This window comes from Brevibacterium sp. R8603A2, assembly GCF_023072605.1.
In the GTDB taxonomy this organism is placed as follows: Bacteria; Actinomycetota; Actinomycetes; order Actinomycetales; family Brevibacteriaceae; genus Brevibacterium; species Brevibacterium pityocampae.
Genome location: NZ_JALLGN010000007.1, coordinates 144,236 through 166,348, shown reverse-complemented (window position 1 = coordinate 166,348; position 22,113 = coordinate 144,236). Strand labels below are relative to the sequence as shown.

Below are 22,113 nucleotides of genomic sequence, written 5' to 3'. Positions count from 1 at the left end.
TCAATCCACCTCTTCGCACTTCACCAGGTGGCGCACGGTGTTCACCATGCCGCGGAACTCCGGCCGGTCCTCTTTCACGACGACGTCGTTGATCTTCTTGAGACCGAGGCTCCGGAGGGTTTCGCGCTGGTTCTGCTTGCCACCGATTTCGGACTTGATCTGCGTGATCTTCAGCTGTGCCATCAGGCGTTCGCTCCGCTCTCCTGTGCGCGCAGCATCGCGTACGGCGCGACTTCGTCGACCGGCAGGCCGCGGCGGGCCGCGACCTCCTCGGGACGCTCGAGGCCCTTGAGCGCCGCGATCGTGGCGTGCACGATGTTGATGGCGTTCGAGGAGCCCAGCGACTTCGACAGGATGTCGTGGACGCCGGCGCAGTCGAGGACGGCGCGGACCGGACCGCCGGCGATCACGCCGGTACCCGGGGCGGCCGGACGCAGCAGGACGACGCCTGCGGCGGCCTCACCCTGCACCGGGTGCGGGATGGTCTTCTGGATGCGGGGGACGCGGAAGAAGTTCTTCTTCGCCTCCTCGACACCCTTGGCGATGGCCGCGGGAACTTCCTTGGCCTTGCCGTAGCCCATGCCCACCATGCCGTTGCCGTCACCGACGACGACGAGCGCGGTGAAGGAGAACCGGCGTCCGCCCTTGACCACCTTCGACACGCGGTTGATGGTGACGACGTGCTCGATGAACTGGTTCTTGTCGTCGCGGTCCTGCCGGTTGCCGCGACGGCCGTCGCGGCCGCCGCCCTCGCCGCGGCCCCGGCCGCGACCGCGGTTGCGGTCATCGGTCTGCGGGGTCTCGGTCTGGGCCACCTGCTGGTCCTTGTTCTCTTCAGTGCTCACAGGGACAGTCCTCCTTCGCGTGCACCTTCGGCGATCGCGGCGACACGACCGTGGTAGGTGTTGCCGCCGCGGTCGAACACCACGGACTCGATGCCCGCGGCCTTGGCGCGCTCGGCGACGAGCTCGCCGACCCGGCGTGCCTTCGTGGTCTTGTCGTCGCCGGCGGACCGGAGATCGGCTTCCATGGTGGAGGCCGATGCCAGGGTCTTCCCGACGCTGTCGTCGATGACCTGCACGAACACGTGGCGGCTCGATCGCTTGACGACGAGACGGGGACGCTCGGCAGTGCCGTTGATGTGCTTGCGCAGACGGACGTGGCGGCGAGCGCGTGCAGCGCCCTTGCCCTTGCCGTAGCTCTGCTTCTTTCCGAAGGCCATGGTCACTTACCAGCCTTTCCGACCTTGCGGCGAACGTTCTCGCCGGCGTAGCGCACACCCTTGCCCTTGTAGGGCTCGGGCTTGCGCAGCTTGCGGATGTTTGCCGCCACCTCGCCGACGAGCTGTTTGTCGATGCCGGAGACGGTCAGCTTGTTCTGGCCCTCGACCGAGAAAGTGATCCCGGCCGGCGGCTCGACGGTGATCGAGTGGCTGTAGCCGAGGGCGAACTCGAGGTTCGAGCCCTTGGCCTGCACGCGGTAACCGGTGCCGACGATCTCGAGCGACTTCGAGTAGCCCTCGGTGACGCCGACGATCTGGTTGTTGATCAGGGTGCGGGTGAGTCCGTGGAGCGAACGCGATTCGCGCTCGTCGTTCGGACGGGTGACGCTCACGGCGCCGTCCTCGAGGGTGACCTCGATGGGCTCGGCGACGGTGAGTCCGAGCTCGCCCTTCGGTCCCTTGACGGAGACGCGGCGACCGTCGATCTTCACCTCGACACCGGAGGGAACGGAGATCGGCTGCTTGCCAATACGTGACATTGTGCTCTCCCCCTTCCTTACCAGACGTAGGCGAGGACTTCCCCACCCACGCCCTTCTTCGATGCTTGCTTGTCGGTGAGCAGACCCGAGGAGGTCGACAGGATCGCGATTCCGAGTCCGCCGAGCACCTTGGGCAGGTTCGTGCTCTTCGCGTAGACCCGCAGACCGGGCTTCGACACGCGGCGGATGCCGGCGATCGAGCGCTCGCGGTTGGGGCCGAACTTGAGGTCGAGCTCGAGCTTCTTGCCGACCTCGGCGTCAGCGACGCGCCAGTCGGAGATGAAGCCCTCGGTCTTGAGGATCTCGGCGATGTTCGACTTCAGCTTGCTGTAGGGCATGCTGACATCCTCGTGGTACGCCGAGTTGGCGTTGCGCAGACGCGTGAGCATGTCTGCGACGGGATCAGTCATTGTCATTGGGCTGTTGCCCTTCCTCGTTGGGGTTTCGTCGGCGGCGTGCGCCGCGTCGGACCTACAACGTAGAGATTCAGTTGGTCTTGAACGGGAAGCCCAGGTGGCGCAGCAGCGCCCGGCCTTCGTCGTCGGTCTTGGCGGTGGTCACCACGGTGATGTCCATGCCGCGGACGCGGTCGATCGCGTCCTGGTCGATCTCGTGGAACATCGACTGCTCGGTCAGACCGAAGGTGTAGTTCCCGTTGCCGTCGAACTGGCGGTCCGACAGTCCGCGGAAGTCGCGGATGCGCGGCAGCGCGAGCGAGACGACGCGGTCGAGGAACTCCCACATCCGGGCCCCGCGCATGGTGACGTGGGCGCCGATCGGCTGTCCCTCGCGCAGCTTGAACTGCGCGATCGACTTCCGGGCCTTCGTCACCACGGGCTTCTGGCCGGTGATGAGGGTGAGGTCGCGGATCGCGCCCTCGATGAGCTTGGAATCGCGCGCGGCGTCTCCGACACCCATGTTCACGACGACCTTGACGAGGCCAGGGACCTGCATCGGGTTGCCGTAGCCGAACTCCTCCTGGAGCTTCGGCACGATGTCTTCACGGTAGACCTGCTTGAGGCGCGGTGCCGGGCGGGTCTGCACGGTGCTGTCGGTCATCAGATGTCCTCCCCGGTACGACGCGAGACGCGGACCCGCACGGTGCGGGTGCGGCCGTCGCGCTCGACTTCCTCGGTGCGGTAGCCCACGCGGGTCGGCTTGTTGTCCTTGGGATCGACGAGCATCACCTTGGCCACGTGGATCGGTGCCTCGTGGATCTCGATGCCGCCCGCCGTGGCGCCCGAGGCGGTCTGGCCGGCCTTGCGGTGCTTGGTCACCCGGTTGACGCCCTCGACGAGGACGCGGTTGGTCTCGGGGAACACCTCGAGGACCTTGCCCTGCTTGCCGCGGTCGCCCCCGCGCGAGGCGCGGGCACCGGCGATGACCTGCACGAGGTCACCCTTCTTGATCTTGAGCTTTGCTGCCATGCTCACAACACCTCCGGCGCCAGCGAGATGATCTTCATGAACTTCTTGTCGCGCAGTTCGCGCCCGACGGGTCCGAAGATGCGGGTTCCACGAGGCTCGCCGTCGGTCTTGAGGATGACCGCTGCGTTCTCGTCGAACTTGATGTACGAGCCGTCGGCGCGACGGCGCTCCTTGACGGTGCGGACGACGACCGCCTTGACGACGTCGCCCTTCTTGACGTTGCCGCCGGGGATGGCGTCCTTGACGGTGGCGACGATCGTGTCGCCGATGCCGGCATAGCGCCGGCCGGAACCGCCGAGGATCCGGATCGCGAGGATCTCCTTCGCGCCCGTGTTGTCGGCGACCTTGAGTCGCGACTCCTGCTGGATCACTGCTTATCTCCTGTCGTCTCGTCGGTTCTCACCGGTGGCGAGCCTGACGGAACGGATGGTTGACGTGGGTGCCCTGCCCCGGGAGTCCCGGTGGCCGCCGCGGAAGGGGCGGGACCGGGGGGAACCCGGGGCGTGTGCGGGCCTCTTACTTGGCGCGCTCGACGATCTCGACGAGCCGCCAGCGCTTGGTCGCCGACAGCGGACGGGTCTCGGACACGACGACGAGGTCGCCGATGCCTGCCGTGTTCTGCTCGTCGTGGACCTTGATCTTGCTGGTCTTCCGCATGATCTTGCCGTAGAGACGGTGCTTCTTGCGGTCCTCGACCTCCACCACGATGGTCTTGTCCATCTTGTCGGAGACGACGTACCCGCGCTCGGTCTTGCGCGAATTGCGCTCCGACGCCTGTGCTGCGGCTGCCTGGGTCTGCTCGGCCATCACTTATCCTCTTCCTTGGCATCGGCCGGGTTCGTCCGGATCGACAGCTCGCGCTCACGGAGCACGGTGTAGATCCGGGCGATGTCGCGGCGCACGGCCTTGAGTCGACCGTGGCTCTCGAGCTGACCGGTGGCCGACTGGAACCGGAGGTTGAACAGCTCGGCCTTGGCCTTCTTCAGCTCCTCGACAAGACGGTCGTTGTCGAAGCCGTCGAGGGCGTCCATGGACAGGTCCTTGGAACCGATCGCCATTGTCATTCACCACCTTCGCGCCGCACGATGCGGGCCTTGAGAGGAAGCTTGTGGATCGCCAGGCGCAGGGCCTCGCGAGCGACTTCCTCGGGGACACCGGCGAGCTCGAACAGAACTCGACCGGGCTTGACGTTCGCCACCCACCACTCGGGTGAGCCCTTGCCGGAGCCCATGCGGGTCTCGGCGGGCTTCTTGGTCAGCGGGCGGTCGGGGTAGATGTTGATCCACACCTTGCCGCCGCGCTTGATGTGGCGGGTCATCGCGATACGAGCCGCCTCGATCTGCCGGTTGGTCACGTAGGCCGGCTCGAGAGCCTGGACTCCCCAGTCACCGAACGTGACCTCGTTGCCGCCCTTGGACATGCCGCCGCGCTTGGGGTGGTGCTGCTTGCGGTGCTTGACTCGACGAGGGATCAGCATGTGTCAGCCCTCCGATCCGGCCGCTGCGGCCGGAGCCGCCTCGGCAGTGTTGTCAGTCTTCCTCTGGCCGCCCTCGGGACGACGGTCGGTGCCCCGACCCCGTCCTCCGCGACCGCGACCGCGGGCACCGCCGCCGGCGCCGCGCGGGCCCCGTGCGTTCGGCTGTGCGGCCTCCTGGGCGGCGATCTCCTTGTCGGTGAAGTCGCCCTTGTAGATCCACACCTTGACGCCGATCCGGCCGAAGGTCGTCTGGGCCTCGTAGAAGCCGTAGTCGATGTTCGCCCGGAGGGTGTGCAGCGGCACGCGTCCCTCGCGGTAGAACTCCGAGCGGCTCATCTCGGCGCCGCCCAGACGGCCGGCGCACTGCACGCGGATGCCCTTGGCACCGGCCCGCTGCGCGGACTGGATCGCCTTGCGCATCGCACGGCGGAAGGCCACGCGGCTCGCGAGCTGCTCGGCCACACCCTGCGCCACCAGCTGTGCATCGGTCTCGGGGTTCTTGACCTCGAGGATGTTGAGCTGGATCTGCTTCCCGGTGAGCTTCTCGAGCTGCCCGCGGATGCGGTCGGCCTCGGCGCCGCGGCGACCGATGACGATGCCGGGACGCGCGGTGCGGATGTCGACGCGCACCCGGTCACGGGTCCGCTCGATGTTGACCTTCGAGATGCCGGCCCGCTCGAGGCCGGTGCTCAGCAGACGGCGGATCTTGACGTCCTCGCCCACGTAGTCGCTGTAGCGCTGCCCGGCCTTGGTCGAGTCGGCGTACCACTTCGACTTGTGGTCGGTGGTGATTCCGAGACGGAATCCGTTGGGATTGATCTTCTGTCCCATCAGCGGTTCCCCTTCCGTGAAGCGCCCACCGGGAGGTCGTCTCCCGATGCCAGCACGACGGTGATGTGGCTGGTGCGCTTGTTGATGCGGTAGGCACGTCCCTGGGCACGAGGCCGGAACCGCTTCATGGTCGGTCCCTCGTCCACGAATGCTTCCGAGATGACCAGTTCGTTCTCGTCGAACGCTTCACCGAGCTTGTCGGCCTGGACACGCGCATTCGCGATGCCCGAGGCGACGAGCTTGTAAATCGGATCGGACGCCGACTGTTCTGCAAATTTCAGCACCGCCAGAGCTTCGGTTGCCTGCTGACCACGAATGAGGTCAACGACGCGCCGAGCCTTCTGGGGCGTGACGCGCAGATAACGCGCCTTCGCCTTGGCTTCCATCGCTTCCTTCTTTCCTTGTCGAAGATCGCTTCGAGCTGCCCGCCTCAGCGGCGGCGGCCCTTGCGATCGTCCTTGTCGTGGCCGCGGAACGTCCGCGTCTGGGCGAATTCGCCGAGCTTGTGCCCGACCATGGCCTCGGTGATGAACACCGGGACATGCTTGCGTCCGTCGTGCACCGCGATGGTGTGTCCCAGGAAGTCCGGGATGATCATCGAGCGTCGGGACCAGGTCTTGATGACGTTCTTGGTGCCCTTTTCGTTCTGAGCAGCGACCTTCTGGTACAGGTGCTCGTCAACGAAGGGGCCCTTCTTGAGGCTACGAGGCATTCTTCAGGCTCCCTATCAACGCTTCTTGCCGGTGCGGCGGCGACGCACGATGAGCTTGTCGCTTTCCTTGTTGGGCTTGCGGGTGCGGCCTTCCTTCTGACCCCACGGGCTGACCGGGTGGCGTCCACCGGAGGTCTTGCCCTCGCCACCGCCGTGCGGGTGGTCGACGGGGTTCATCACGACGCCGCGGACGGTCGGGCGCTTGCCCTTCCAGCGCATGCGTCCGGCCTTGCCCCAGTCGATGTTCGACTGCTCGGCGTTGCCGACCTCGCCGATCGTGGCGCGGCAGCGCACGTCGACGTTGCGGATCTCGCCGGACGGCATGCGCAGCTGCGCGTAGGGGCCGTACTTGGCGACGAGCTGCACCGAGGAGCCGGCGGAACGGGCGATCTTGGCGCCGCCGCCCGGACGCAGCTCGACTGCGTGGACGACGGTGCCGACCGGGATGTTCCGCAGGGCCAGGCTGTTGCCGGGCTTGATGTCGGCCGTCGGGCCGGCCTCGATGCGGTCGTCCTGCTTGAGGCGGTTCGGCGCGAGGATGTAGCGCTTCTCGCCGTCCGCGTAGTGCAGCAGGGCGATGCGCGCCGTGCGGTTCGGGTCGTATTCGATGTGTGCGACGCGTGCGGGCACACCGTCCTTGTCATGGCGACGGAAGTCGATGACACGGTACTGGCGCTTGTGTCCGCCGCCGTGATGGCGGGTGGTCACGCGTCCCTGGCTGTTGCGGCCGCCGCTCTTGGACAGCGGGCGCAGAAGTGACTTCTCCGGCGTAGACCGGGTCACTTCGACAAAGTCGGCGACCGAGGAGCCGCGTCGGCCCGGGGTCGTCGGCTTGTGCTTACGGATTCCCATGAGTCTTGATCCTTCTTACGAGGGGTATCGCTTAGAGCGATCCGCCGAAAATGTCGATCGAACCTTCCTTGAGGGCGACGATGGCACGCTTGGTGTCATTGCGCTTGCCCCAGCCGGAGCGGGTCCTACGGCGCTTCCCCTGGCGATTCAGGGTATTCACCGATGCGACCTTCACACCGAAGATGGATTCGATTGCGTACTTGATCTCGGTCTTGTTCGACCGCGGATCGACGAGGAAGGTGTACTTGCCCTCGTCCATCAGGTTGTAGGTCTTCTCCGAGACGACCGGGGCGATGATGATGTCGCGCGGGTCCTTGAACGTCACGCTCATTCTGCGTCCTCCTCGCGGGTGTCGCGTCCGCCTGCCTTGACGCGGCCGCGGGCGGCACCGTCGAGGAAGGTCGCCAGCGCGCCCTCGGTGAACACGATGTCGTCGGCCATCAGCACGTCGTACGTGTTGAGCTGGTCGGCGGGCAGCACGTGCACCTTCGGGAGGTTGCGGACGCTGAGATAGGTGAGCTCATCGGCGCGCTCGACGACGACGAGCTTGTTCGCCCGGTCGCTGAGGTTCGACAGCGCCGCACGGGCCTGCTTCGTCGACGGGGCGTCCCCGTCGACGAGTGCGCTGACCACGAACACGCGGTCGAGGCGCGCGCGGTCGGACAGGGCGCCGCGGAGCGCAGCGGCCTTCATCTTCTTGGGGGTCCGCTGCGAGTAGTCGCGCGGCACCGGGCCGTGGACGATCCCGCCGCCGGCGTACTGCGGGGCGCGGATCGAGCCCTGGCGTGCGTTGCCGGTGCCCTTCTGGCGGTACGGCTTGCGCCCGCCGCCGCGGACCTCGGACCGGGTCTTGGTCTTGTGGGTACCCTGGCGCGCCGCGGCGAGCTGGGCGACGACGACCTGGTGGATGAGCGGCACGTTGGTCGCCACCCCGAACACGTCGGCGGGCAGCTGCGCGGTTCCGGACTTCTTGCCGGCGGCGTCGAGGACGTCGATAGTCGTGGTTTCAGTCATCTCTCTCAGGCCTCCTTCGCGGCGGAGCGAACGAGAACGACCGCGCCCTTGGGGCCGGGGACGGCGCCCTTGATGAGGAGCAGATTGTTCTCAGCGTCGACAGCGTGGACGGTGAGGTTCTGGGTGGTGTGCTTGACGGCGCCCATCCGACCGGCCATCCGCAGGCCCTTGAAGACGCGACCGGGGGTCGAAGCCCCGCCGATCGAGCCCGCCTTGCGGTGGTTGCGGTGCGCGCCGTGCGAGGCGCCCACGCCGGCGAAGCCGTGACGCTTCATGACGCCGGCGGTGCCCTTGCCCTTGCTCTTGGCGGTCACGTCGATCTTGGTGCCGGCCTCGAACACGTCTGCGCCGAGCTCCTGGCCGAGCTCGTACTCACCGGCATCGGCGGTGCGCAGCTCGACGAGGTGGCGGCGGGGGGCGACCCCGGCCTTCTCGAAGTGTCCGGCGGTGGGCTTGTCGACCTTGCGCGGATCGATCTCGCCGAAGGCGATCTGCACGGCGGTGTAGCCGTCGACCTCTTCGTTGCGGATCTGCGTGACGACATTCGACCCGGCGGCGATCACGGTGACCGGGACCAGGTTGCTCTGCTCGTCCCACACCTGGGTCATGCCGAGCTTGGTGCCCAGCAGTCCCTTGACGGTGCGGGTGGTCGGGAGAGCCTTGGAACGCATGTTGGCCATTACTCCCCCTTAGAGCTTGATCTCGATGTTGACGTCGTCGGCGAGGTCGAGTCGCATGAGCGAGTCGACGGCCTTCGGCGTCGGGTCGACGATGTCGATGAGCCGCTTGTGGGTGCGCATCTCGAAGTGCTCGCGGCTGTCCTTGTACTTGTGCGGCGAACGGATGACGCAGTACACGTTCTTCTCCGTCGGCAACGGCACGGGGCCCACGACCGTAGCGCCCGCGCGGGTGACAGTGTCCACGATCTTGCGTGCTGCACTGTCAATGACCGCGTGGTCGTACGACTTGAGCCGGATGCGGATCTTCTGTCCCGCCATGGCGTCGTAACTCTTTCTCTTGGTCTTCCCGGACATCAACCGCCGTCCTGTACGGATCGCGCGGTCTGCTCCGGCTTGGTGTGACCGACCCCCGAGGTCGGGCGTGTCGCCACTCCCTTGCGGGCGAAGCTGACACTTCATCAATCGGCTGCCCGGTGCTGACGAACCCGCCTGCGGCAGATTCTCCCGGTGGATTCCGGCCTGTTCGCGGCTGAGTGCCACTGTGCAGGGGTCATGAGGCCGAAATGCAACTTGTCCATCTTGTCACAGCCGCCAAGGCACCGCAAATCCGGGGCGCACGACGGTCTGTGACCTTCACCGCACCGTGCGGTGGAGGGGGGCGGGGCGGTACGGTCCCACCGCCCCTGCCGGTCTCCGGTCTCCGGTCTCCGGTCTCCGGTCTCCGGTCTCCGGTCTCCGAATCGTCTCATGGACTGCGCGGTATCCGGAACCTGTCGCGCAATTGCGCGTCGCGTTTCGGATACCGCGCAGTTCGCCGGCGGCTGCTCAGCGCCCGGTCGAGGTGGACCCCGTGGTGGAGCCGCCGTCCGCAGTGCGGTCGCCCGTGCCGGCGTCAGTCCGGCCGCTCGCGCTCTGGCCCGCGCCCGCGGCACCGTTCCCGCTGCCGCGCTTCTGCCCTCCGGCGCCCTGCTCGCTGCGGGCGCGCTCGAGGGCCCGCCTCCGGGCCTCCTCCGACTTCCGGGTGATCTCCGCGGCGCGCTCCTCGTCGCGGGTGAGGTTGTCCCCGGTCGCGGGGTCGAACACCATGACGTCGGCGGGGTCGAAGAACAGGCGCACGGTGTCGCCCTCGCGCACTCGCGACTGCGGGTCGAGCGCGGCGACGACCTGGGTGCGCATGCCCTCGCCGTCGAGGTCGCGGTCGAGCTCGTCGAGCGACTCCTGCACCTCGGGGGTGGCCTCGAAGGGGAGGTAGGCGTAGATCTCGTTGCCGAGCCACTCGGTGACATCGACCTCGGCGGTGATCACGGCGCCCCGCTCGACCTCGGACTCCTCGAGCAGGTCGGCATCCTGGAACGCCTCGGGGCGCAGGCCGGCGATGAGCAGCTCGGGCGCCTCGGCCATCCCCCGGGCCCGCTCCTCCGGCAGCCGGAAGGTGCCGAAGGGCGACTCGAGCTCGCCGTTGCCGCGATTGGTCACCGGCAGGAAGTTCATCGACGGGGATCCGATGAAGCCGGCGACGAAGATGTTGACCGGCTCCCGGTAGAGCTCCTGCGGGCTCGCATACTGCTGCAGCGCGCCGCGCTTGAGGACGGCGACCTTGTCCCCGAGCGTCATCGCCTCGGTCTGGTCGTGGGTGACGTAGACGGTGGTGACGCCGAGGTTGCGCTGCATCCGGGCGATCTCCGTGCGCATCTGCCCGCGGAGCTTGGCGTCGAGGTTCGACAGCGGCTCGTCGAACAGGAACGCCTTGGCGTCACGGACGATCGCGCGCCCCATGGCCACGCGCTGGCGCTGGCCGCCGGACAGGTTCGCCGGCTTGCGCTCGAGGTGCTCGCCGAGCTCGAGCATCGTCGCCGCCCGGTCGACGCGCGCCTTCACCTCGTCCTCCGGGTACGAGGTCTTGTCGAGGCGCAGCGGGAACGCGATGTTCTCGTACACCGTGAGGTGCGGGTAGAGCGCGTAGTTCTGGAACACCATCGACAGGTCGCGGTCGCGCGGGGCCTTGTCGTTGACCCGCTCGCCGTCGATGAGGAGGTCGCCGTCGGTGATGTCCTCGAGACCGACGATCATCCGCAGGACGGTGGACTTGCCCGAACCCGAGGGCCCGACGAGGATGACGAACTCGCCGTCTTCGATCCGCAGGCTGACGTCGTTGACGGCGGGGAACCCGTCGCCGTAGCGCTTGACGAGATTCCGGAGTTCGATTTCAGCCATGGTGTGCTCCTTGACGGGGGCGAACGGAGGTCGGTGTGACGAGCGCGCGGGTCATCCCTTCACCGCGCCCGAGGTCAGGCCGGAGACGATCTGGCGCTGGAACAGGAGGACGATGATGATCACCGGGATCGTCACGACGATCGAGGCGGCGGCGATCGAGCCGGCCGGCTCCTCGAACTGCGAGGCGCCGGTGAAGAACGACAGCGCCGCCGGCACGGGGCGGGCCGCCGAGGTCGAGGTCAGCGAGATGCCGTAGAGGAAGTCGTTCCACGCGATGAAGAAGGCGATGATCGCGGTGGTGAAGACGCCCGGTGCGGCGAGCGGCACGATGACCTTGCGGAACGCCTGGAAGGCAGTCGCCCCGTCGACCTGCGCGGCCTGCTCGAGCTCCCAGGGGATCTCCTTGAAGAACGAGGTGAGCGTCCAGATGGAGATCGGCAGGGTGAGCGAGAGGTACGGGATGATGAGACCGAGCCAGGTGTCGTACAGCCCGATCGTCGACCACAGGTTGAACAGCGGGGTGACGATCGAGATCACCGGGAACACGGTGATCGCCAGCGACATGTAGAGCACGACGTTCTTGCCCGGGAAGTCGAGCCGGGCGATCGCGTACGCGGCGAGGGTGGAGAGGACGACGGCGACGAGCGTGGCGATGAGGCAGATCCCGATCGAGTTCCGCAGCGCCGGCAGGAACAGCTCCTGGGCGCCGCCGAACAGGATGAGGTCGTAGTTCTCCCAGGACAGCTCCGTCGGCCAGAACTGCCGGTTGGCGATGTCCGAGGGGCTCTTGAGCGACAGGGACAGGATCCAGACGACGGGGAACAGCGCCCACAGTGCGATGAGCACGAAGGCGACGATCCACAGGGTCTTCGTCAGCGGCGAGGTGGTGCGGGTGGCGGCCATGGCTCAACCTCTCGAATCGCCGAGGTTCACGCGGAACCCCTTGATGAACAGGAGACAGATGAGGCCCACGCAGAGGAACAGGAGCACCGAGACCGCGGAGCCGAGGCCCGTCTGGAGCTGCGAGATCGTCTGGTCGTAGGCGAGCGAGGACACCGTCGCGGTGCCGTTGGCTCCCTGCGTCATGACGAACACGGAGTCGAAGATCCGGAACGCCTCGAGGGTGCGGAACATCAGGGCGACCATGATCGCGGACTTCATGTTCGGCAGGATGACGCGGGTGAGGCGCTGCCACCAGCTCGCGCCGTCGACGGTCGCGGCCTCGACCATGTCACCGGGGATCTGCGCGAGCCCGGCGAGCATGAGGAGCGAGATGAACGGCGTGGTCTTCCAGATCTCGGCGAGCGAGATGACTGCGAACGAGGACCAGAAGTTGCCGAACCAGTCGAAGCCCTCGATCCCGAACCACGTGCCGACGAAGCCGGTGCCGAGGTCGAAGGCGTACTTCCACGAGAACGCCGCGACGACGGTGATGATGCCGTAGGGCACGAGGATGATCGTGCGGATCAGCCCCCGCACACCCTTCATCGCGTTGAGCATGACCATCGCGAAGAAGAAGCCGAGGACGAGCTCGACGGCGACGGTGACGACGGTGATGAGGAGCGTGAAGCCCAGCGTCTGCCACCACAGCGGGTCGGACAGCACCGTGACGTAGTTCGCCCCCCAGTTGAAGTACGCGTTCTCCCGGTCGGTGAGCCGGAGGTTGAAGAACGACTGGTAGACGGCCTGGAGGATCGGATATCCGGTGACGAGGAGGAGCACGATCGCCGCCGGCGCGGCGAGCATGAGCCCGAGCTTCGCCTCGGCCCGGCTGCGCTCCGAGGTGTAGCGCTTCCGCTTCCCGGTCCGGCCCGGCTTCTCGCGGGCGCGCGTCGTGCCCGGGGACTGGGCGGAGGCGCCGCCGGGGCCGCGGAGTTCGGTCGATTCGCTCACAGCAGTGCCTCCCCGCGCATGATCTCCAGGACGAGTGCGGTGGACTCGGCCGGGGTGGTGGCCGGGTCGATGTCGGCCGGCGGGTGCCAGGACCGCTGGATGCCGCCGGTGATCGTCGAGTAGTAGGGCGAGATCGGACGGGAGGCGGCGGTCTCGAGGGAGTCGAGGATCGCCTGCGCGTACGGCAGCTCGTCCTGCACCGCCTGATCGTCGAACGCCGCGCGGGTCGCCGGGGGCAGACCGTCGGTGATGAAGTACTCCGCCTGGTTCTCCGGCTGGCGGATGCAGTCGACGGCGGCGAACGCGGCCTCGGGGTTCGAGGAGAAGGCGCCGACGGCGAGCTTGACGCCGCCGAACGGAGCAGCGCCCGGGGTGCCCTCCTCGACGGCGGGGTACGGCGCCCAGCCGACGTCGTCGAGGACCGCCTGGTCGATCGAGCCGTCCTCGACGCCCGCGACGAAGGCCGAGTAGACGAACGGCCAGTTGACCATGAAGCCGCCGTTCTCGCCCTGGAAACGCAGCAGCGCGCCGTTCTCGTCGAGGTTGGAGAACGAGGGCCCGCCGAGGCCCTCCTTCCCGATCGTCGACATGATCTCCGCGGCCTTCTCCCCCTCCGGGGTGTCGAGGCCGAGCTCGGTCTCCTCCGGCTCCGCCTCGGGATCGGCGACGATCTGCCCACCCTGGGATTCGATGAGGGCGTTGAGCCACACGGTGAGGGACTCGGCGCGGATGCCCTGTGCGCCGATCTCCTTCTCCTGGCTCTGCGCGGCCTCGATGATCTGGTCCCAGGTCACCGGCTGCGACATGTCGAGCCCGGCGGCCTCGGCGACGGACTTGCGGTACCACAGGATCTGGGTGTTGGCCTGGAGCGGGGCGGAGACGAGCTCGTCCTCCCAGTAGGAGGACTCCGCGGCGGCCTCGATGACGTCCTCGGTGAAGGACTCCGTGTACTCCTCGAACACCGGCTCGAGGTAGCCGGCATTGGCGAACTCGGGAACGTAGACGGTGTCGAGGCTCATGATGTCGATCGAGGAGTCGTTCGAGGCGAGGCGCCGGATGAGCTGCTCGCGCTGGCTCTCCGCGTCGTTCGGCAGCACCGAGGTGCTGATCCGGTACTCGCCGCCGGAGTCCGCGCTGCACTTCTCCGCGAGTGCATCCTGCCCGCCGTTGTCCGGGTTGATGTACTACGTGATCGTGTTCCCGCCCGGGTCGGTCTGGCAGCCGGAGAGTGCCATCACCGCTGCTCCTGCGGCCGCCGCCAGGGGCAGCAGGCGCCTGGATCTCCGCCGTCTCGGCCTTATCATCGAGCCTCCGTGTCGCCGTCGAAATGTCCTGTCAGCCCCCACCATAACCCCGGACGCACGGGTGTGGAGAGCCGGTTTCCGAGCTAGCACGGCACACCCTGCGATGTCGGGAACGGCGCCCGGGCACGACAGAGGCCCCGGAGATCGCTCTCCGGGGCCTCTGCTCAGTCGCGCTTCAGATCACTCGACGATCTTGGTGACACGACCGGCGCCGACGGTGCGTCCGCCCTCGCGGATGGCGAAGCGGAGGCCCTCCTCCATGGCGATCGGCTGGATGAGCTCGACCGACATATCGGTGTTGTCGCCCGGCATGACCATCTCGGTGCCCTCGGGCAGCGTGATGACGCCGGTGACGTCGGTGGTCCGGAAGTAGAACTGCGGACGGTAGTTCGAGTAGAACGGGTTGTGACGGCCGCCCTCGTCCTTGGACAGGATGTAGACCTGGCCCTCGAACTTGGTGTGCGGGGTGATCGAACCCGGCTTCACGATGACCTGACCGCGCTCGACCTCTTCGCGCTTGGTGCCGCGCAGCAGGAGGCCGACGTTCTCACCGGCGCGAGCGTCCGGCAGGGTCTTGCGGAACATCTCGATGGCGGTGACGGTGGTCTTCGAGGAGGTCGGCTTGATGCCGACGATCTCGATCTCCTCGTTGGGGAGGAGCACACCGCGCTCCACACGACCGGTCACGACGGTGCCGCGGCCGGTGATGGTGAAGACGTCCTCGACGGGCATGAGGAACGGCTTGTCGATGTCGCGCTCCGGCTCCGGGACGTACTCGTCGACCTGGTCCATGAGCTCTTCGACCGTCTTGACCCATTCGGCGTCGCCCTCGAGCGCCTTGAGCGCCGAGACCTTGACGACGGGGGCGTTGTCGCCGTCGAACTCCTGATCGGAGAGGAGCTCGCGCACCTCCATCTCGACGAGCTCGAGGAGCTCCTCGTCGTCGACCATGTCCGACTTGTTGAGCGCGACCACGATGTACGGCACGCCGACCTGACGCGCGAGCAGCACGTGCTCACGGGTCTGGGGCATGGGGCCGTCGGTGGCGGCGACCACGAGGATCGCGCCGTCCATCTGGGCCGCACCGGTGATCATGTTCTTGATGTAGTCGGCGTGACCGGGGGCGTCGACGTGAGCGTAGTGACGCTTCTCGGTCTGGTACTCGACGTGCGACACGTTGATCGTGATGCCGCGCTGCTTCTCCTCGGGCGCGTTGTCGACCTGGTCGAAGGCGCGCGCCTCGTTGAGATCCGGGTACTTGTCGGCCAGGACCTTGGTGATCGCCGCGGTCAGCGTGGTCTTGCCGTGGTCGACGTGACCGATCGTGCCGATGTTGACGTGCGGCTTGGTCCTGTCGAAGCTAGCCTTTGCCACTGGGTTCCTCCTCGTGGGTGGTGCAGGATGTGCGGTTCACATCCTACGCCTGGGTTGGATATTCATAAGCCGTCGGGCCGGGCAGCCCGCGCAGACTGGGGGCGGAGATTACTCTCCGCGGACCTTCTGGATGATCTCCTCGGCAACAGCCTTCGGGACCTCCGAGTAGCTCTCGAACTGCATCGAGTACACGGCGCGGCCCTGGGTCTTCGACCGCAGGTCGCCGATGTAGCCGAACATCTCCGAGAGCGGGACGAACGCGCGGACGACCTTGACGCCCGATGCATCCTCCATCGACTGGATCTGTCCGCGCCGCGAGTTCAGGTCGCCGATGACGTCGCCCATGTACTCCTCGGGCGTACGGACCTCGACGTCCATGAGCGGTTCGAGCAGAACCGGGTTCGCCTTCTTGACGCCCTCCTTGAGGACCATCGAGCCGGCGATCTTGAACGCCATCTCCGAGGAGTCGACGTCGTGGTAGGCGCCGTCGACCAGGATGGCCTTGACTCCCACCAGCGGGTAGCCGGCGAGCACGCCCATCTGCATGGCGTCCTGGATGCCGGCGTCGACGCTCGGGATGTACTCACGGGGCACGCGGCCGCCGGTGATGGCGTTCTCGAACTCGTAGATCGTCTCACCGGTGACCTCGAGCGGCTCGAAGGTGACCTGGACCTTCGCGAATTGGCCGGATCCACCCGTCTGCTTCTTGTGGGTGTAGTCGACCTTCTCCACCTTGCGGCGGATGGTCTCGCGGTAGGCCACCTGCGGCTTGCCGACGTTCGCCTCGACCTTGAACTCCCGCTTCATGCGGTCGACGAGGATGTCGAGGTGCAGCTCGCCCATGCCGCCGATCTCGGTCTGACCGGTCTCGTCGTTGAGGTTGACCGTGAAGGTGGGATCCTCCTTGGCCAGCTTCTGGATCGCGGTCGACAGCTTCTCCTGGTCGCCCTTGGTCTTGGGCTCGATCGCCACGAAGATCACGGGATCGGGGAAGCTCATCGACTCGAGCACGACGGGATCGTTCGGGTCGCTCAGGGTGTCACCGGTGGTGGTGTCCTTGAGGCCGATGAACGCGTAGATGTGGCCGGCGACGGCCTCCTCCACCGGGTTCTCCTTGTTGGAGTGCATCTGGAAGAGCTTGCCGATGCGCTCCTTCTTGCCCGTGGTGGTGTTGAGCACCGGGGCGCCGGAGGCGACCTTGCCCGAGTACACGCGGACGTAGGTCAGCGAGCCGAAGAACGGGTGGGTCGCGACCTTGAACGCGAGAGCCGAGAAGGGCTGGCTGGTCGAGGGCTCGCGGGTGACGACGGTCTCCTCGTCGCCCACCGGGTGGCCCTCGACGGCCTCGACGTCGAGCGGGGTCGGGAGGTAGTCGATGACGGCGTTGAGCATGGGCTGGACGCCCTTGTTCTTGAACGCCGAGCCGCACATCACCGGGAACGCCTCGGAGGCGATGGTGAGCTTGCGAATACCGGACTTGATCTCGTCGATGGTGAGCTCACCGTCGTCGAGGTACTTCTCCATGAGCTCCTCGTCCGCCTCGGCGACGTCCTCGATGAGCTGGTTGCGGTACTCCTCGGCGCGCTCGACCAGGTCGGCGGGAATCTCCGTCTCGGTCATGTCCTGACCCTTCTGGGATTCGTCCGGCCAGATCCAGGCCTTCATCTCGACGAGGTCGACGATTCCGGCGAAGTCGTTCTCCGCCCCGATCGGCAACTGGATGACCAGCGGCTTCGCACCGAGACGGTCCTTGATGGTGGAGACGGTGAAGTAGAAGTCCGCACCGAGCTTGTCCATCTTGTTGACGAAGCAGACGCGCGGGACGTTGTACTTGTCGGCCTGGCGCCACACGGTCTCCGACTGGGGCTCCACGCCCTCCTTGCCGTCGAACACGGCGACGGCGCCATCGAGCACGCGCAGGGAGCGCTCCACCTCGACGGTGAAGTCGACGTGCCCCGGGGTGTCGATGATGTTGATCTGGTTGCCCTCCCAGTAGCAGGTCGTGGCAGCCGAGGTGATGGTGATGCCGCGCTCCTGCTCCTGCTCCATCCAGTCCATCGTCGAGGCGCCGTCGTGGGTCTCGCCGATCTTGTAGTTCACACCGGTGTAGAACAGGATGCGTTCGGTGGTGGTGGTCTTACCGGCGTCGATGTGGGCCATGATGCCGATGTTGCGGACCTTGTTGAGGTCGGTCAGCACGTCGAGTGCCACGGTGTCTCTCTCTCGTCTCGATGACTGGGTGTACCGGCCGGGCGGACGGTGGTCCGCCCGGCCCGGAGGTCACCAGCGGTAATGGGCGAAGGCCTTGTTGGACTCGGCCATCTTGTGGGTGTCCTCGCGCCGCTTGACGGCGGCGCCGAGGCCGTTGCTGGCATCCATGATCTCGTTCTGCAGACGCTCGGTCATGGTCTTCTCGCGGCGCTGCCGCGAGTAGCCCACGAGCCAGCGCAGGGCGAGGGTCGTGGCGCGCACGGGGCGCACGTCGACCGGCACCTGGTAGGTCGCACCGCCGACGCGGCGGGACCGGACCTCGAGCGAGGGACGGATGTTGTCGAGCGCCTTCTTCAGCAGCACGACGGGATCCGTGTTCGTCTTCTCGCCGGCGCCGGCGAGCGCGCCGTAGACGATGCGCTCGGCGGTGGAGCGCTTGCCGTCGAGGAGGATCTTGTTGATGAGCTGGGTGACCAGCGGCGAGCTGTAGACCGGGTCGATGACGACCGGGCGCTTGGGTGCGGGGCCCTTACGTGGCATTACTTCTTCTCCCTCTTGGCTCCGTAGCGGCTGCGGGCCTGCTGACGACCCTTGACTCCCTGGGTGTCGAGCGAGCCGCGCACGATCTTGTAGCGGACGCCGGGGAGGTCCCTCACACGACCGCCGCGGACGAGCACGATCGAGTGCTCCTGCAGGTTGTGGCCCTCGCCGGGGATGTAGGCGGTGACCTCGATCTGGCTGGAGAGCTTCACGCGGGCGACCTTGCGGAGCGCCGAGTTGGGCTTCTTGGGGGTGGTGGTGTACACACGCGTGCACACACCGCGGCGCTGCGGGCTGCCCTTGAGGGCAGGCGTCGCGTTCTTCGCGGCCTTGTCATGCCGTCCCTTGCGGACGAGCTGCTGGATTGTCGGCACTGAGTTCTTCTCCGTTTGCTTCTCGCTGTTCCTAAGTCCGAGGGCGCGGGTGCCGCCGGTGCGGACCCTGCCCGTACCCCTCGCACATGTCCCACTGGAATCGAATGAAGCGACCTGCTCGATCCCAGTCCACGCACGGCCCCTCTCACCCCGAGGTCGGGTGTGTCGCGAGCTCACGGCTCCGCGCCCGACCGGTGGTGCAGGTGGACTGTGCGGCCTGCTCGCCCATGCGGTGGTCCGGTGTGCGCCGCCGAAGTACGGTCCCGACGGCCCGGCCCACACGCGGGCGTGCGGACATGCCTGAAAGAAATCAGACACGGTCAAGCGTAGACGGTGCGGGTTCCATCGGTCAAAACACGGGCGCACCCCGTCTGTGGTGGGCCGCCGGGTCCTGCCCTAGAGTTGGGTCCATGACCCCCGACTCCCCCACCGAGCCCGCACCGCGGCGGATCCGGGCCGGCGACCAGGACCGCGACGCCGTCCTCGACGTGCTCGCCGCCGCGCACGCCTCCGGGCGCCTCGATCCCCTCGAGGTCGACGAGCGGCAGACGGTCGTCGTGGGGTCGAAGTTCCTCGACGAGCTCCTCGAGCCGATCGCCGACCTGCCGGAGGGCGCCGAGCTCACCCTGCGGATCCAGCGGCAGCTCGGCACGGGCCCCGACGGCCCCGGGGCGTCCGGTGCGGGCCCGATCGTCCCGGCCCGCACCTCGGGCGCGGGCGAGGTGGTCCCCGCGCGTGCCGGGTTCGGCCCGGAGGAGAACTCCGTGGCGATCCTCAGCGGCCGCGAGATCGAGGTCGCCCCGGGCACGCCCGCCGTCCGCAGCTACTGCGTCATGGGCGGCGACGATCTCTACCTCACCGACCCGTTCGGACCCGGGGTGGAGATCACGGTCGACTGCTACGCACTCATGGGAGGCAACACGATCTACGTCCCCGGCGGGGTCCGGATCATCGACCGCACGATCAACGTCCTGGCCGGCAACGACATCAAGAAGGGCGCGCGCGGCGACGGCTCGAACGGCACGCTCGTGCTCACCGGCTTCAGCCTCATGGCCGGCCACGACGTCAAGATCGACCCGGGCTGGGCGCGCGCGATCTCCCGCTCGTAACCTCCTGCTCATCCGGCGTCGATAGTCTGCCGCCGGATCCCCGACCCGGGCCCGCATGAGAGCCGCACGACACTTGACCGGGCCCGGGACCGGCACCACCGACGCCCGTCCAGCACAGATCCGCGCACGACTGCACCGATCTACGCACGACCGAAGGAGAACAGATGAACATCGGAATCATGACCTCGGGCGGCGACGGCCCCGGCCTCAACGCCGTCATCCGCGGTGCGGTGCGCAAGGGGATCCGGGCCCACGGCTTCTCCTTCACCGGGATCCGCGACGGCTGGCGCGGACTCCTCGAGGACGACACCCACCCGCTCCACATGGTCGACGTGCGCGGCCTGTCCGGCCGCGGCGGCACGATCCTCGGCACCTCGCGGACCCACCCGTACTCCCAGGGCGGCCCCGCGCAGATGCGCACCGTGATGGAGCGCCGCGGGATCGATGCGATCATCGCGATCGGCGGCGAGGGCACGCTGGCCGGCGCCGCCCGGCTCGCCGACGACGAGGGGATGCCCGTGGTCGGCGTGCCCAAGACCATCGACAACGACCTCGACGGCACCGACTACACCTTCGGCTTCGACACCGCCCAGTCGATCGCCACCGAGGCGATCGACCGACTGCGCACCACCGCCGACTCCCACCACCGCTGCATGGTGCTCGAGGTCATGGGCCGCAACGTCGGCTGGATCGCCCTGCAGGCAGGGATGGCCGGCGGCGCCCATGCGATCCTCATCCCCGAGTTCCCGGTGAGCTACGAGCAGATCTTCGACTGGGTGCGCTCGGCCTGGGACCGCGGGCGCGCGCCGCTCGTCGTCGTCGCCGAGGGGTTCGTGCCCGAGGGCGTCGAGGACCAGGTCGCCGACCGCGGCACCGACAAGCACGGGCGGGTGCGCCTCGGCGGGATCGGCGACCACCTCGCCCCGCTCATCGAGGAGGCCACGGGGATCGAGACCCGGGCGATGATCCTCGGCCACCTGCAGCGCGGAGGCTCCCCCACCGCCTACGACCGGGTGCTCGCGACCCGCCTGGGGATGGCGGCCGTCGATACGGTGCTCGACGAGGGCTGGGGCCAGATGGCCGCGCTCGACGGCACGGACATCACCCGCGTCCGGATGGCCGACGCCGTCGACAACCTCAAGCTCGTCCCCCGGAACCGCTGGGACGAGGTGCAGGTGCTGCTCGGCTGAGCGCTGCCGCCGCCTCCTGATAGGACGAGGATCACACCGCGAACCCCTCGGCCCTCATATGCGCCGAGGCTTGTGGTGGAATCATCCGATTCCCGGTGCGTCACCCCGTCCACCGGGACCTCTGCACAGGAAGGCGGTGCCCCATGAAGGCATGGCAGTTCACGAACACCCACGAGCTCCTCGTCCTCAGCGAGGTCGAGGAGCCGAAGGCCGGACCCGGCCAGGTCGTCATCGAGATGAAGGCCGCGGGCCTCTGCCAACTCCGATGTCGGTCTGCTCGAGGACGAGGGGTGGCTGTCCACGCTGGCCAAGCAGCCCATCACCATCGGCCACGAGAACGCCGGCGTCGTCGCCGAGCTCGGCGAGGGCGTGACGAACGTCAAGGTCGGTGACCGGGTGGGCGTCTGCCCGACCACCCCGGCCGGCGCTCCCGGCTACGTCGCCGACGGCGGCTTCCAGCCGAAGATCGCCTTCGACGCGAATGCGCTCGTGCCGATCCCCGACGGCGTGTCCTGGGAGCAGGGCGCGGCCGCGACGGATGCGGGCATGACCTCGTACCACGCGATCATCACCAACGGCCAGGCCGGCCCCGGCAAGAAGATCGGCGTCATCGGCTTCGGCGGGCTCGGCCAGATCGGTGCGCGCGTGGCGATCCTCGCCGGCGCCGAGGTCTACGTCGCCGAGGTGAACGAGAAGGTCTGGGACGCCGCGAAGAAGAACGGCGCCAAGGGCGTCGCGAAGTCGATCAGCGAGTTCTCCGACGTCGAGTTCGACGCGATCATCGACTACGCCGGCTTCGGCACCACCACCGCCGAGGCGATCGAGACCGTGCGCCGCGGCGGCATCGTCGTGCAGGTCGGCATGGGCCGGCTCAAGGCGACGATCTCGACCAAGGCGCTCATCCTCTCCGAGGTCACCCTCATCGGCTCGCAGGGCGGCACCAAGGAGGACATCGCCGGGGTGTACGAGTACCTCGCGACCGGTGAGCTCGAGCCCACCCTCACCACCATCGCCTTCGAGGACATCCCCGACGGCCTCGACAAGCTCGCCAAGGGCGAGGTCGTCGGACGGCTCGTCGCACTCTACTGACCCGCGCTGCCGCAGGACCCGGAGAGATTCTCTCCGGGTCCTGCGCGTCTCTGCAGGGTGT

30 protein-coding genes are annotated in these 22,113 nt (G+C 67.6%); 3 read left to right on the top strand and 27 right to left on the bottom strand.

The window, feature by feature from the left end:
* From rpmD to rpsL, 27 genes are all read right to left on the bottom strand, one after another.
* Nucleotides 1-183, bottom strand: coding sequence for a 50S ribosomal protein L30 (gene rpmD / locus MTQ12_RS08955; protein ID WP_101652129.1), 183 nt, complete (start codon nt 181-183; stop codon nt 1-3).
* On the bottom strand, nt 183-815 hold the full coding sequence (rpsE, locus tag MTQ12_RS08950) for a 30S ribosomal protein S5 (protein ID WP_137320277.1): 633 nt from the start codon (nt 813-815) through the stop codon (nt 183-185). The genes rpmD and rpsE overlap by 1 nt, the downstream gene beginning before the upstream one ends.
* Before the next feature lie 26 nt (nt 816-841).
* Nucleotides 842-1,222 carry a 50S ribosomal protein L18 gene (gene rplR / locus MTQ12_RS08945; protein WP_137320278.1) on the bottom strand — a complete coding sequence of 127 codons (381 nt, stop codon included), beginning with the start codon at nt 1,220-1,222 and terminating at the stop codon, nt 842-844.
* A 2-nt stretch (nt 1,223-1,224) separates the two neighbouring features.
* Complete coding sequence (gene rplF, locus MTQ12_RS08940; protein WP_137317968.1) at nt 1,225-1,761, bottom strand: 50S ribosomal protein L6; 537 nt, start codon at nt 1,759-1,761, stop codon at nt 1,225-1,227.
* Nucleotides 1,762-1,778: 17 nt separating this feature from the next.
* A complete protein-coding gene (rpsH, locus tag MTQ12_RS08935) occupies nt 1,779-2,177 on the bottom strand; it encodes a 30S ribosomal protein S8 (protein ID WP_101652137.1) in 399 nt (132 codons plus the stop codon).
* 70 nt (nt 2,178-2,247) lie between these two features.
* Nucleotides 2,248-2,820, bottom strand: a complete 573-nt coding sequence (gene rplE / locus MTQ12_RS08930; protein ID WP_137317969.1) for a 50S ribosomal protein L5 — start codon at nt 2,818-2,820, stop codon at nt 2,248-2,250.
* Nucleotides 2,820-3,188, bottom strand: coding sequence for a 50S ribosomal protein L24 (rplX, locus tag MTQ12_RS08925; RefSeq protein ID WP_101652141.1), 369 nt, complete (start codon nt 3,186-3,188; stop codon nt 2,820-2,822). The genes rplE and rplX overlap by 1 nt, the downstream gene beginning before the upstream one ends.
* A gap of 2 nt (nt 3,189-3,190) precedes the next feature.
* Complete coding sequence (rplN, locus tag MTQ12_RS08920) at nt 3,191-3,559, bottom strand: 50S ribosomal protein L14 (RefSeq protein ID WP_137317971.1); 369 nt, start codon at nt 3,557-3,559, stop codon at nt 3,191-3,193.
* 145 nt (nt 3,560-3,704) lie between these two features.
* A complete protein-coding gene (gene rpsQ, locus MTQ12_RS08915) occupies nt 3,705-3,995 on the bottom strand; it encodes a 30S ribosomal protein S17 (protein WP_247618320.1) in 291 nt (96 codons plus the stop codon).
* The gene (gene rpmC / locus MTQ12_RS08910) at nt 3,995-4,246 is read right to left on the bottom strand and encodes a 50S ribosomal protein L29 (RefSeq protein WP_137320279.1); all 252 of its coding nucleotides are present in this window, start codon (nt 4,244-4,246) and stop codon (nt 3,995-3,997) included. Before rpmC ends, rpsQ begins: the two co-directional genes overlap by 1 nt.
* 2 nt (nt 4,247-4,248) lie before the next feature.
* The gene (rplP, locus tag MTQ12_RS08905; RefSeq protein WP_101652149.1) at nt 4,249-4,665 is read right to left on the bottom strand and encodes a 50S ribosomal protein L16; all 417 of its coding nucleotides are present in this window, start codon (nt 4,663-4,665) and stop codon (nt 4,249-4,251) included.
* Nucleotides 4,666-4,668: 3 nt separating this feature from the next.
* Nucleotides 4,669-5,496 carry a 30S ribosomal protein S3 gene (rpsC, locus tag MTQ12_RS08900; protein ID WP_137317973.1) on the bottom strand — a complete coding sequence of 276 codons (828 nt, stop codon included), beginning with the start codon at nt 5,494-5,496 and terminating at the stop codon, nt 4,669-4,671.
* Complete coding sequence (rplV, locus tag MTQ12_RS08895) at nt 5,496-5,882, bottom strand: 50S ribosomal protein L22 (protein WP_137317974.1); 387 nt, start codon at nt 5,880-5,882, stop codon at nt 5,496-5,498. The genes rpsC and rplV overlap by 1 nt, the downstream gene beginning before the upstream one ends.
* Before the next feature lie 44 nt (nt 5,883-5,926).
* On the bottom strand, nt 5,927-6,208 hold the full coding sequence (gene rpsS / locus MTQ12_RS08890) for a 30S ribosomal protein S19 (protein ID WP_101652155.1): 282 nt from the start codon (nt 6,206-6,208) through the stop codon (nt 5,927-5,929).
* 15 nt (nt 6,209-6,223) lie between these two features.
* Nucleotides 6,224-7,060: a 50S ribosomal protein L2 gene (rplB, locus tag MTQ12_RS08885; protein WP_247618319.1), complete on the bottom strand. Its 837-nt coding sequence runs from the start codon at nt 7,058-7,060 to the stop codon at nt 6,224-6,226.
* 31 nt (nt 7,061-7,091) lie between these two features.
* A complete protein-coding gene (rplW, locus tag MTQ12_RS08880) occupies nt 7,092-7,391 on the bottom strand; it encodes a 50S ribosomal protein L23 (RefSeq protein ID WP_101652159.1) in 300 nt (99 codons plus the stop codon).
* Complete coding sequence (gene rplD / locus MTQ12_RS08875) at nt 7,388-8,074, bottom strand: 50S ribosomal protein L4 (RefSeq protein WP_247618318.1); 687 nt, start codon at nt 8,072-8,074, stop codon at nt 7,388-7,390. Before rplD ends, rplW begins: the two co-directional genes overlap by 4 nt.
* A gap of 5 nt (nt 8,075-8,079) precedes the next feature.
* Nucleotides 8,080-8,745: a 50S ribosomal protein L3 gene (rplC, locus tag MTQ12_RS08870; RefSeq protein WP_247618364.1), complete on the bottom strand. Its 666-nt coding sequence runs from the start codon at nt 8,743-8,745 to the stop codon at nt 8,080-8,082.
* Nucleotides 8,746-8,763: 18 nt separating this feature from the next.
* The gene (gene rpsJ / locus MTQ12_RS08865; protein ID WP_009379191.1) at nt 8,764-9,072 is read right to left on the bottom strand and encodes a 30S ribosomal protein S10; all 309 of its coding nucleotides are present in this window, start codon (nt 9,070-9,072) and stop codon (nt 8,764-8,766) included.
* A 507-nt stretch (nt 9,073-9,579) separates the two neighbouring features.
* The gene (locus tag MTQ12_RS08860) at nt 9,580-10,968 is read right to left on the bottom strand and encodes an ABC transporter ATP-binding protein (RefSeq protein WP_247618317.1); all 1,389 of its coding nucleotides are present in this window, start codon (nt 10,966-10,968) and stop codon (nt 9,580-9,582) included.
* 51 nt (nt 10,969-11,019) lie between these two features.
* A complete protein-coding gene (locus MTQ12_RS08855) occupies nt 11,020-11,871 on the bottom strand; it encodes a carbohydrate ABC transporter permease (protein WP_137317979.1) in 852 nt (283 codons plus the stop codon).
* A gap of 3 nt (nt 11,872-11,874) precedes the next feature.
* Nucleotides 11,875-12,861, bottom strand: coding sequence for a sugar ABC transporter permease (locus MTQ12_RS08850; RefSeq protein WP_247618316.1), 987 nt, complete (start codon nt 12,859-12,861; stop codon nt 11,875-11,877).
* Nucleotides 12,858-14,042: an extracellular solute-binding protein gene (locus MTQ12_RS08845; RefSeq protein WP_348983867.1), complete on the bottom strand. Its 1,185-nt coding sequence runs from the start codon at nt 14,040-14,042 to the stop codon at nt 12,858-12,860. Before MTQ12_RS08845 ends, MTQ12_RS08850 begins: the two co-directional genes overlap by 4 nt.
* Nucleotides 14,043-14,345: 303 nt before the next feature.
* Complete coding sequence (gene tuf / locus MTQ12_RS08840; RefSeq protein ID WP_247618314.1) at nt 14,346-15,539, bottom strand: elongation factor Tu; 1,194 nt, start codon at nt 15,537-15,539, stop codon at nt 14,346-14,348.
* A 108-nt stretch (nt 15,540-15,647) separates the two neighbouring features.
* Nucleotides 15,648-17,750, bottom strand: coding sequence for an elongation factor G (gene fusA, locus MTQ12_RS08835; RefSeq protein ID WP_247618313.1), 2,103 nt, complete (start codon nt 17,748-17,750; stop codon nt 15,648-15,650).
* A gap of 69 nt (nt 17,751-17,819) precedes the next feature.
* Entirely contained in the window at nt 17,820-18,290 is a 471-nt protein-coding gene (gene rpsG, locus MTQ12_RS08830) for a 30S ribosomal protein S7 (protein ID WP_137317982.1), read from the bottom strand.
* Nucleotides 18,290-18,664 carry a 30S ribosomal protein S12 gene (gene rpsL, locus MTQ12_RS08825; protein ID WP_247618312.1) on the bottom strand — a complete coding sequence of 125 codons (375 nt, stop codon included), beginning with the start codon at nt 18,662-18,664 and terminating at the stop codon, nt 18,290-18,292. Before rpsL ends, rpsG begins: the two co-directional genes overlap by 1 nt.
* Before the next feature lie 410 nt (nt 18,665-19,074).
* Between rpsL and MTQ12_RS08820 the strand changes: the two genes are divergently transcribed.
* The 3 genes from MTQ12_RS08820 to MTQ12_RS08805 all read left to right on the top strand — a co-directional run bounded on the left by MTQ12_RS08820 (nt 19,075) and on the right by MTQ12_RS08805 (nt 22,052).
* Nucleotides 19,075-19,773 (top strand): DUF1707 domain-containing protein, encoded by a 699-nt coding sequence (locus MTQ12_RS08820; RefSeq protein ID WP_247618311.1) that lies wholly within the window; start codon nt 19,075-19,077, stop codon nt 19,771-19,773.
* Between the two features lie 164 nt (nt 19,774-19,937).
* Nucleotides 19,938-20,963, top strand: a complete 1,026-nt coding sequence (locus MTQ12_RS08815) for an ATP-dependent 6-phosphofructokinase (protein WP_247618310.1) — start codon at nt 19,938-19,940, stop codon at nt 20,961-20,963.
* A 273-nt stretch (nt 20,964-21,236) separates the two neighbouring features.
* Complete coding sequence (locus MTQ12_RS08805) at nt 21,237-22,052, top strand: zinc-binding dehydrogenase (protein WP_348983866.1); 816 nt, start codon at nt 21,237-21,239, stop codon at nt 22,050-22,052.
* Nucleotides 22,053-22,113: the final 61 nt, after the last annotated feature.

Coding starts and splice junctions, on each gene's coding strand:
- rpmD (WP_101652129.1), bottom strand. CDS start 183: ATGGCACAGCTGAAGATCACGCAGATCAAGTCCGAAATCGGTGGCAAG.
- rplR (WP_137320278.1), bottom strand. CDS start 1,222: ATGGCCTTCGGAAAGAAGCAGAGCTACGGCAAGGGCAAGGGCGCTGCA.
- rplF (WP_137317968.1), bottom strand. CDS start 1,761: ATGTCACGTATTGGCAAGCAGCCGATCTCCGTTCCCTCCGGTGTCGAG.
- rpsH (WP_101652137.1), bottom strand. CDS start 2,177: ATGACAATGACTGATCCCGTCGCAGACATGCTCACGCGTCTGCGCAAC.
- rplE (WP_137317969.1), bottom strand. CDS start 2,820: ATGACCGACAGCACCGTGCAGACCCGCCCGGCACCGCGCCTCAAGCAG.
- rplX (WP_101652141.1), bottom strand. CDS start 3,188: ATGGCAGCAAAGCTCAAGATCAAGAAGGGTGACCTCGTGCAGGTCATC.
- rpsQ (WP_247618320.1), bottom strand. CDS start 3,995: ATGGCCGAGCAGACCCAGGCAGCCGCAGCACAGGCGTCGGAGCGCAAT.
- rpmC (WP_137320279.1), bottom strand. CDS start 4,246: ATGGCGATCGGTTCCAAGGACCTGTCCATGGACGCCCTCGACGGCTTC.
- rplP (WP_101652149.1), bottom strand. CDS start 4,665: ATGCTGATCCCTCGTCGAGTCAAGCACCGCAAGCAGCACCACCCCAAG.
- rpsC (WP_137317973.1), bottom strand. CDS start 5,496: ATGGGACAGAAGATCAATCCCAACGGATTCCGTCTCGGAATCACCACC.
- rplV (WP_137317974.1), bottom strand. CDS start 5,882: ATGGAAGCCAAGGCGAAGGCGCGTTATCTGCGCGTCACGCCCCAGAAG.
- rpsS (WP_101652155.1), bottom strand. CDS start 6,208: ATGCCTCGTAGCCTCAAGAAGGGCCCCTTCGTTGACGAGCACCTGTAC.
- rplB (WP_247618319.1), bottom strand. CDS start 7,060: ATGGGAATCCGTAAGCACAAGCCGACGACCCCGGGCCGACGCGGCTCC.
- rplW (WP_101652159.1), bottom strand. CDS start 7,391: ATGAGCGTGACGTTCAAGGACCCGCGCGACATCATCATCGCCCCGGTC.
- rplD (WP_247618318.1), bottom strand. CDS start 8,074: ATGACTGAAACCACGACTATCGACGTCCTCGACGCCGCCGGCAAGAAG.
- rplC (WP_247618364.1), bottom strand. CDS start 8,745: ATGCGTTCCAAGGCTCTCCCGACCACCCGCACCGTCAAGGGACTGCTG.
- rpsJ (WP_009379191.1), bottom strand. CDS start 9,072: ATGGCGGGACAGAAGATCCGCATCCGGCTCAAGTCGTACGACCACGCG.
- MTQ12_RS08860 (WP_247618317.1), bottom strand. CDS start 10,968: ATGGCTGAAATCGAACTCCGGAATCTCGTCAAGCGCTACGGCGACGGG.
- MTQ12_RS08855 (WP_137317979.1), bottom strand. CDS start 11,871: ATGGCCGCCACCCGCACCACCTCGCCGCTGACGAAGACCCTGTGGATC.
- rpsG (WP_137317982.1), bottom strand. CDS start 18,290: ATGCCACGTAAGGGCCCCGCACCCAAGCGCCCGGTCGTCATCGACCCG.
- MTQ12_RS08820 (WP_247618311.1), top strand. CDS start 19,075: ATGACCCCCGACTCCCCCACCGAGCCCGCACCGCGGCGGATCCGGGCC.
- MTQ12_RS08815 (WP_247618310.1), top strand. CDS start 19,938: ATGAACATCGGAATCATGACCTCGGGCGGCGACGGCCCCGGCCTCAAC.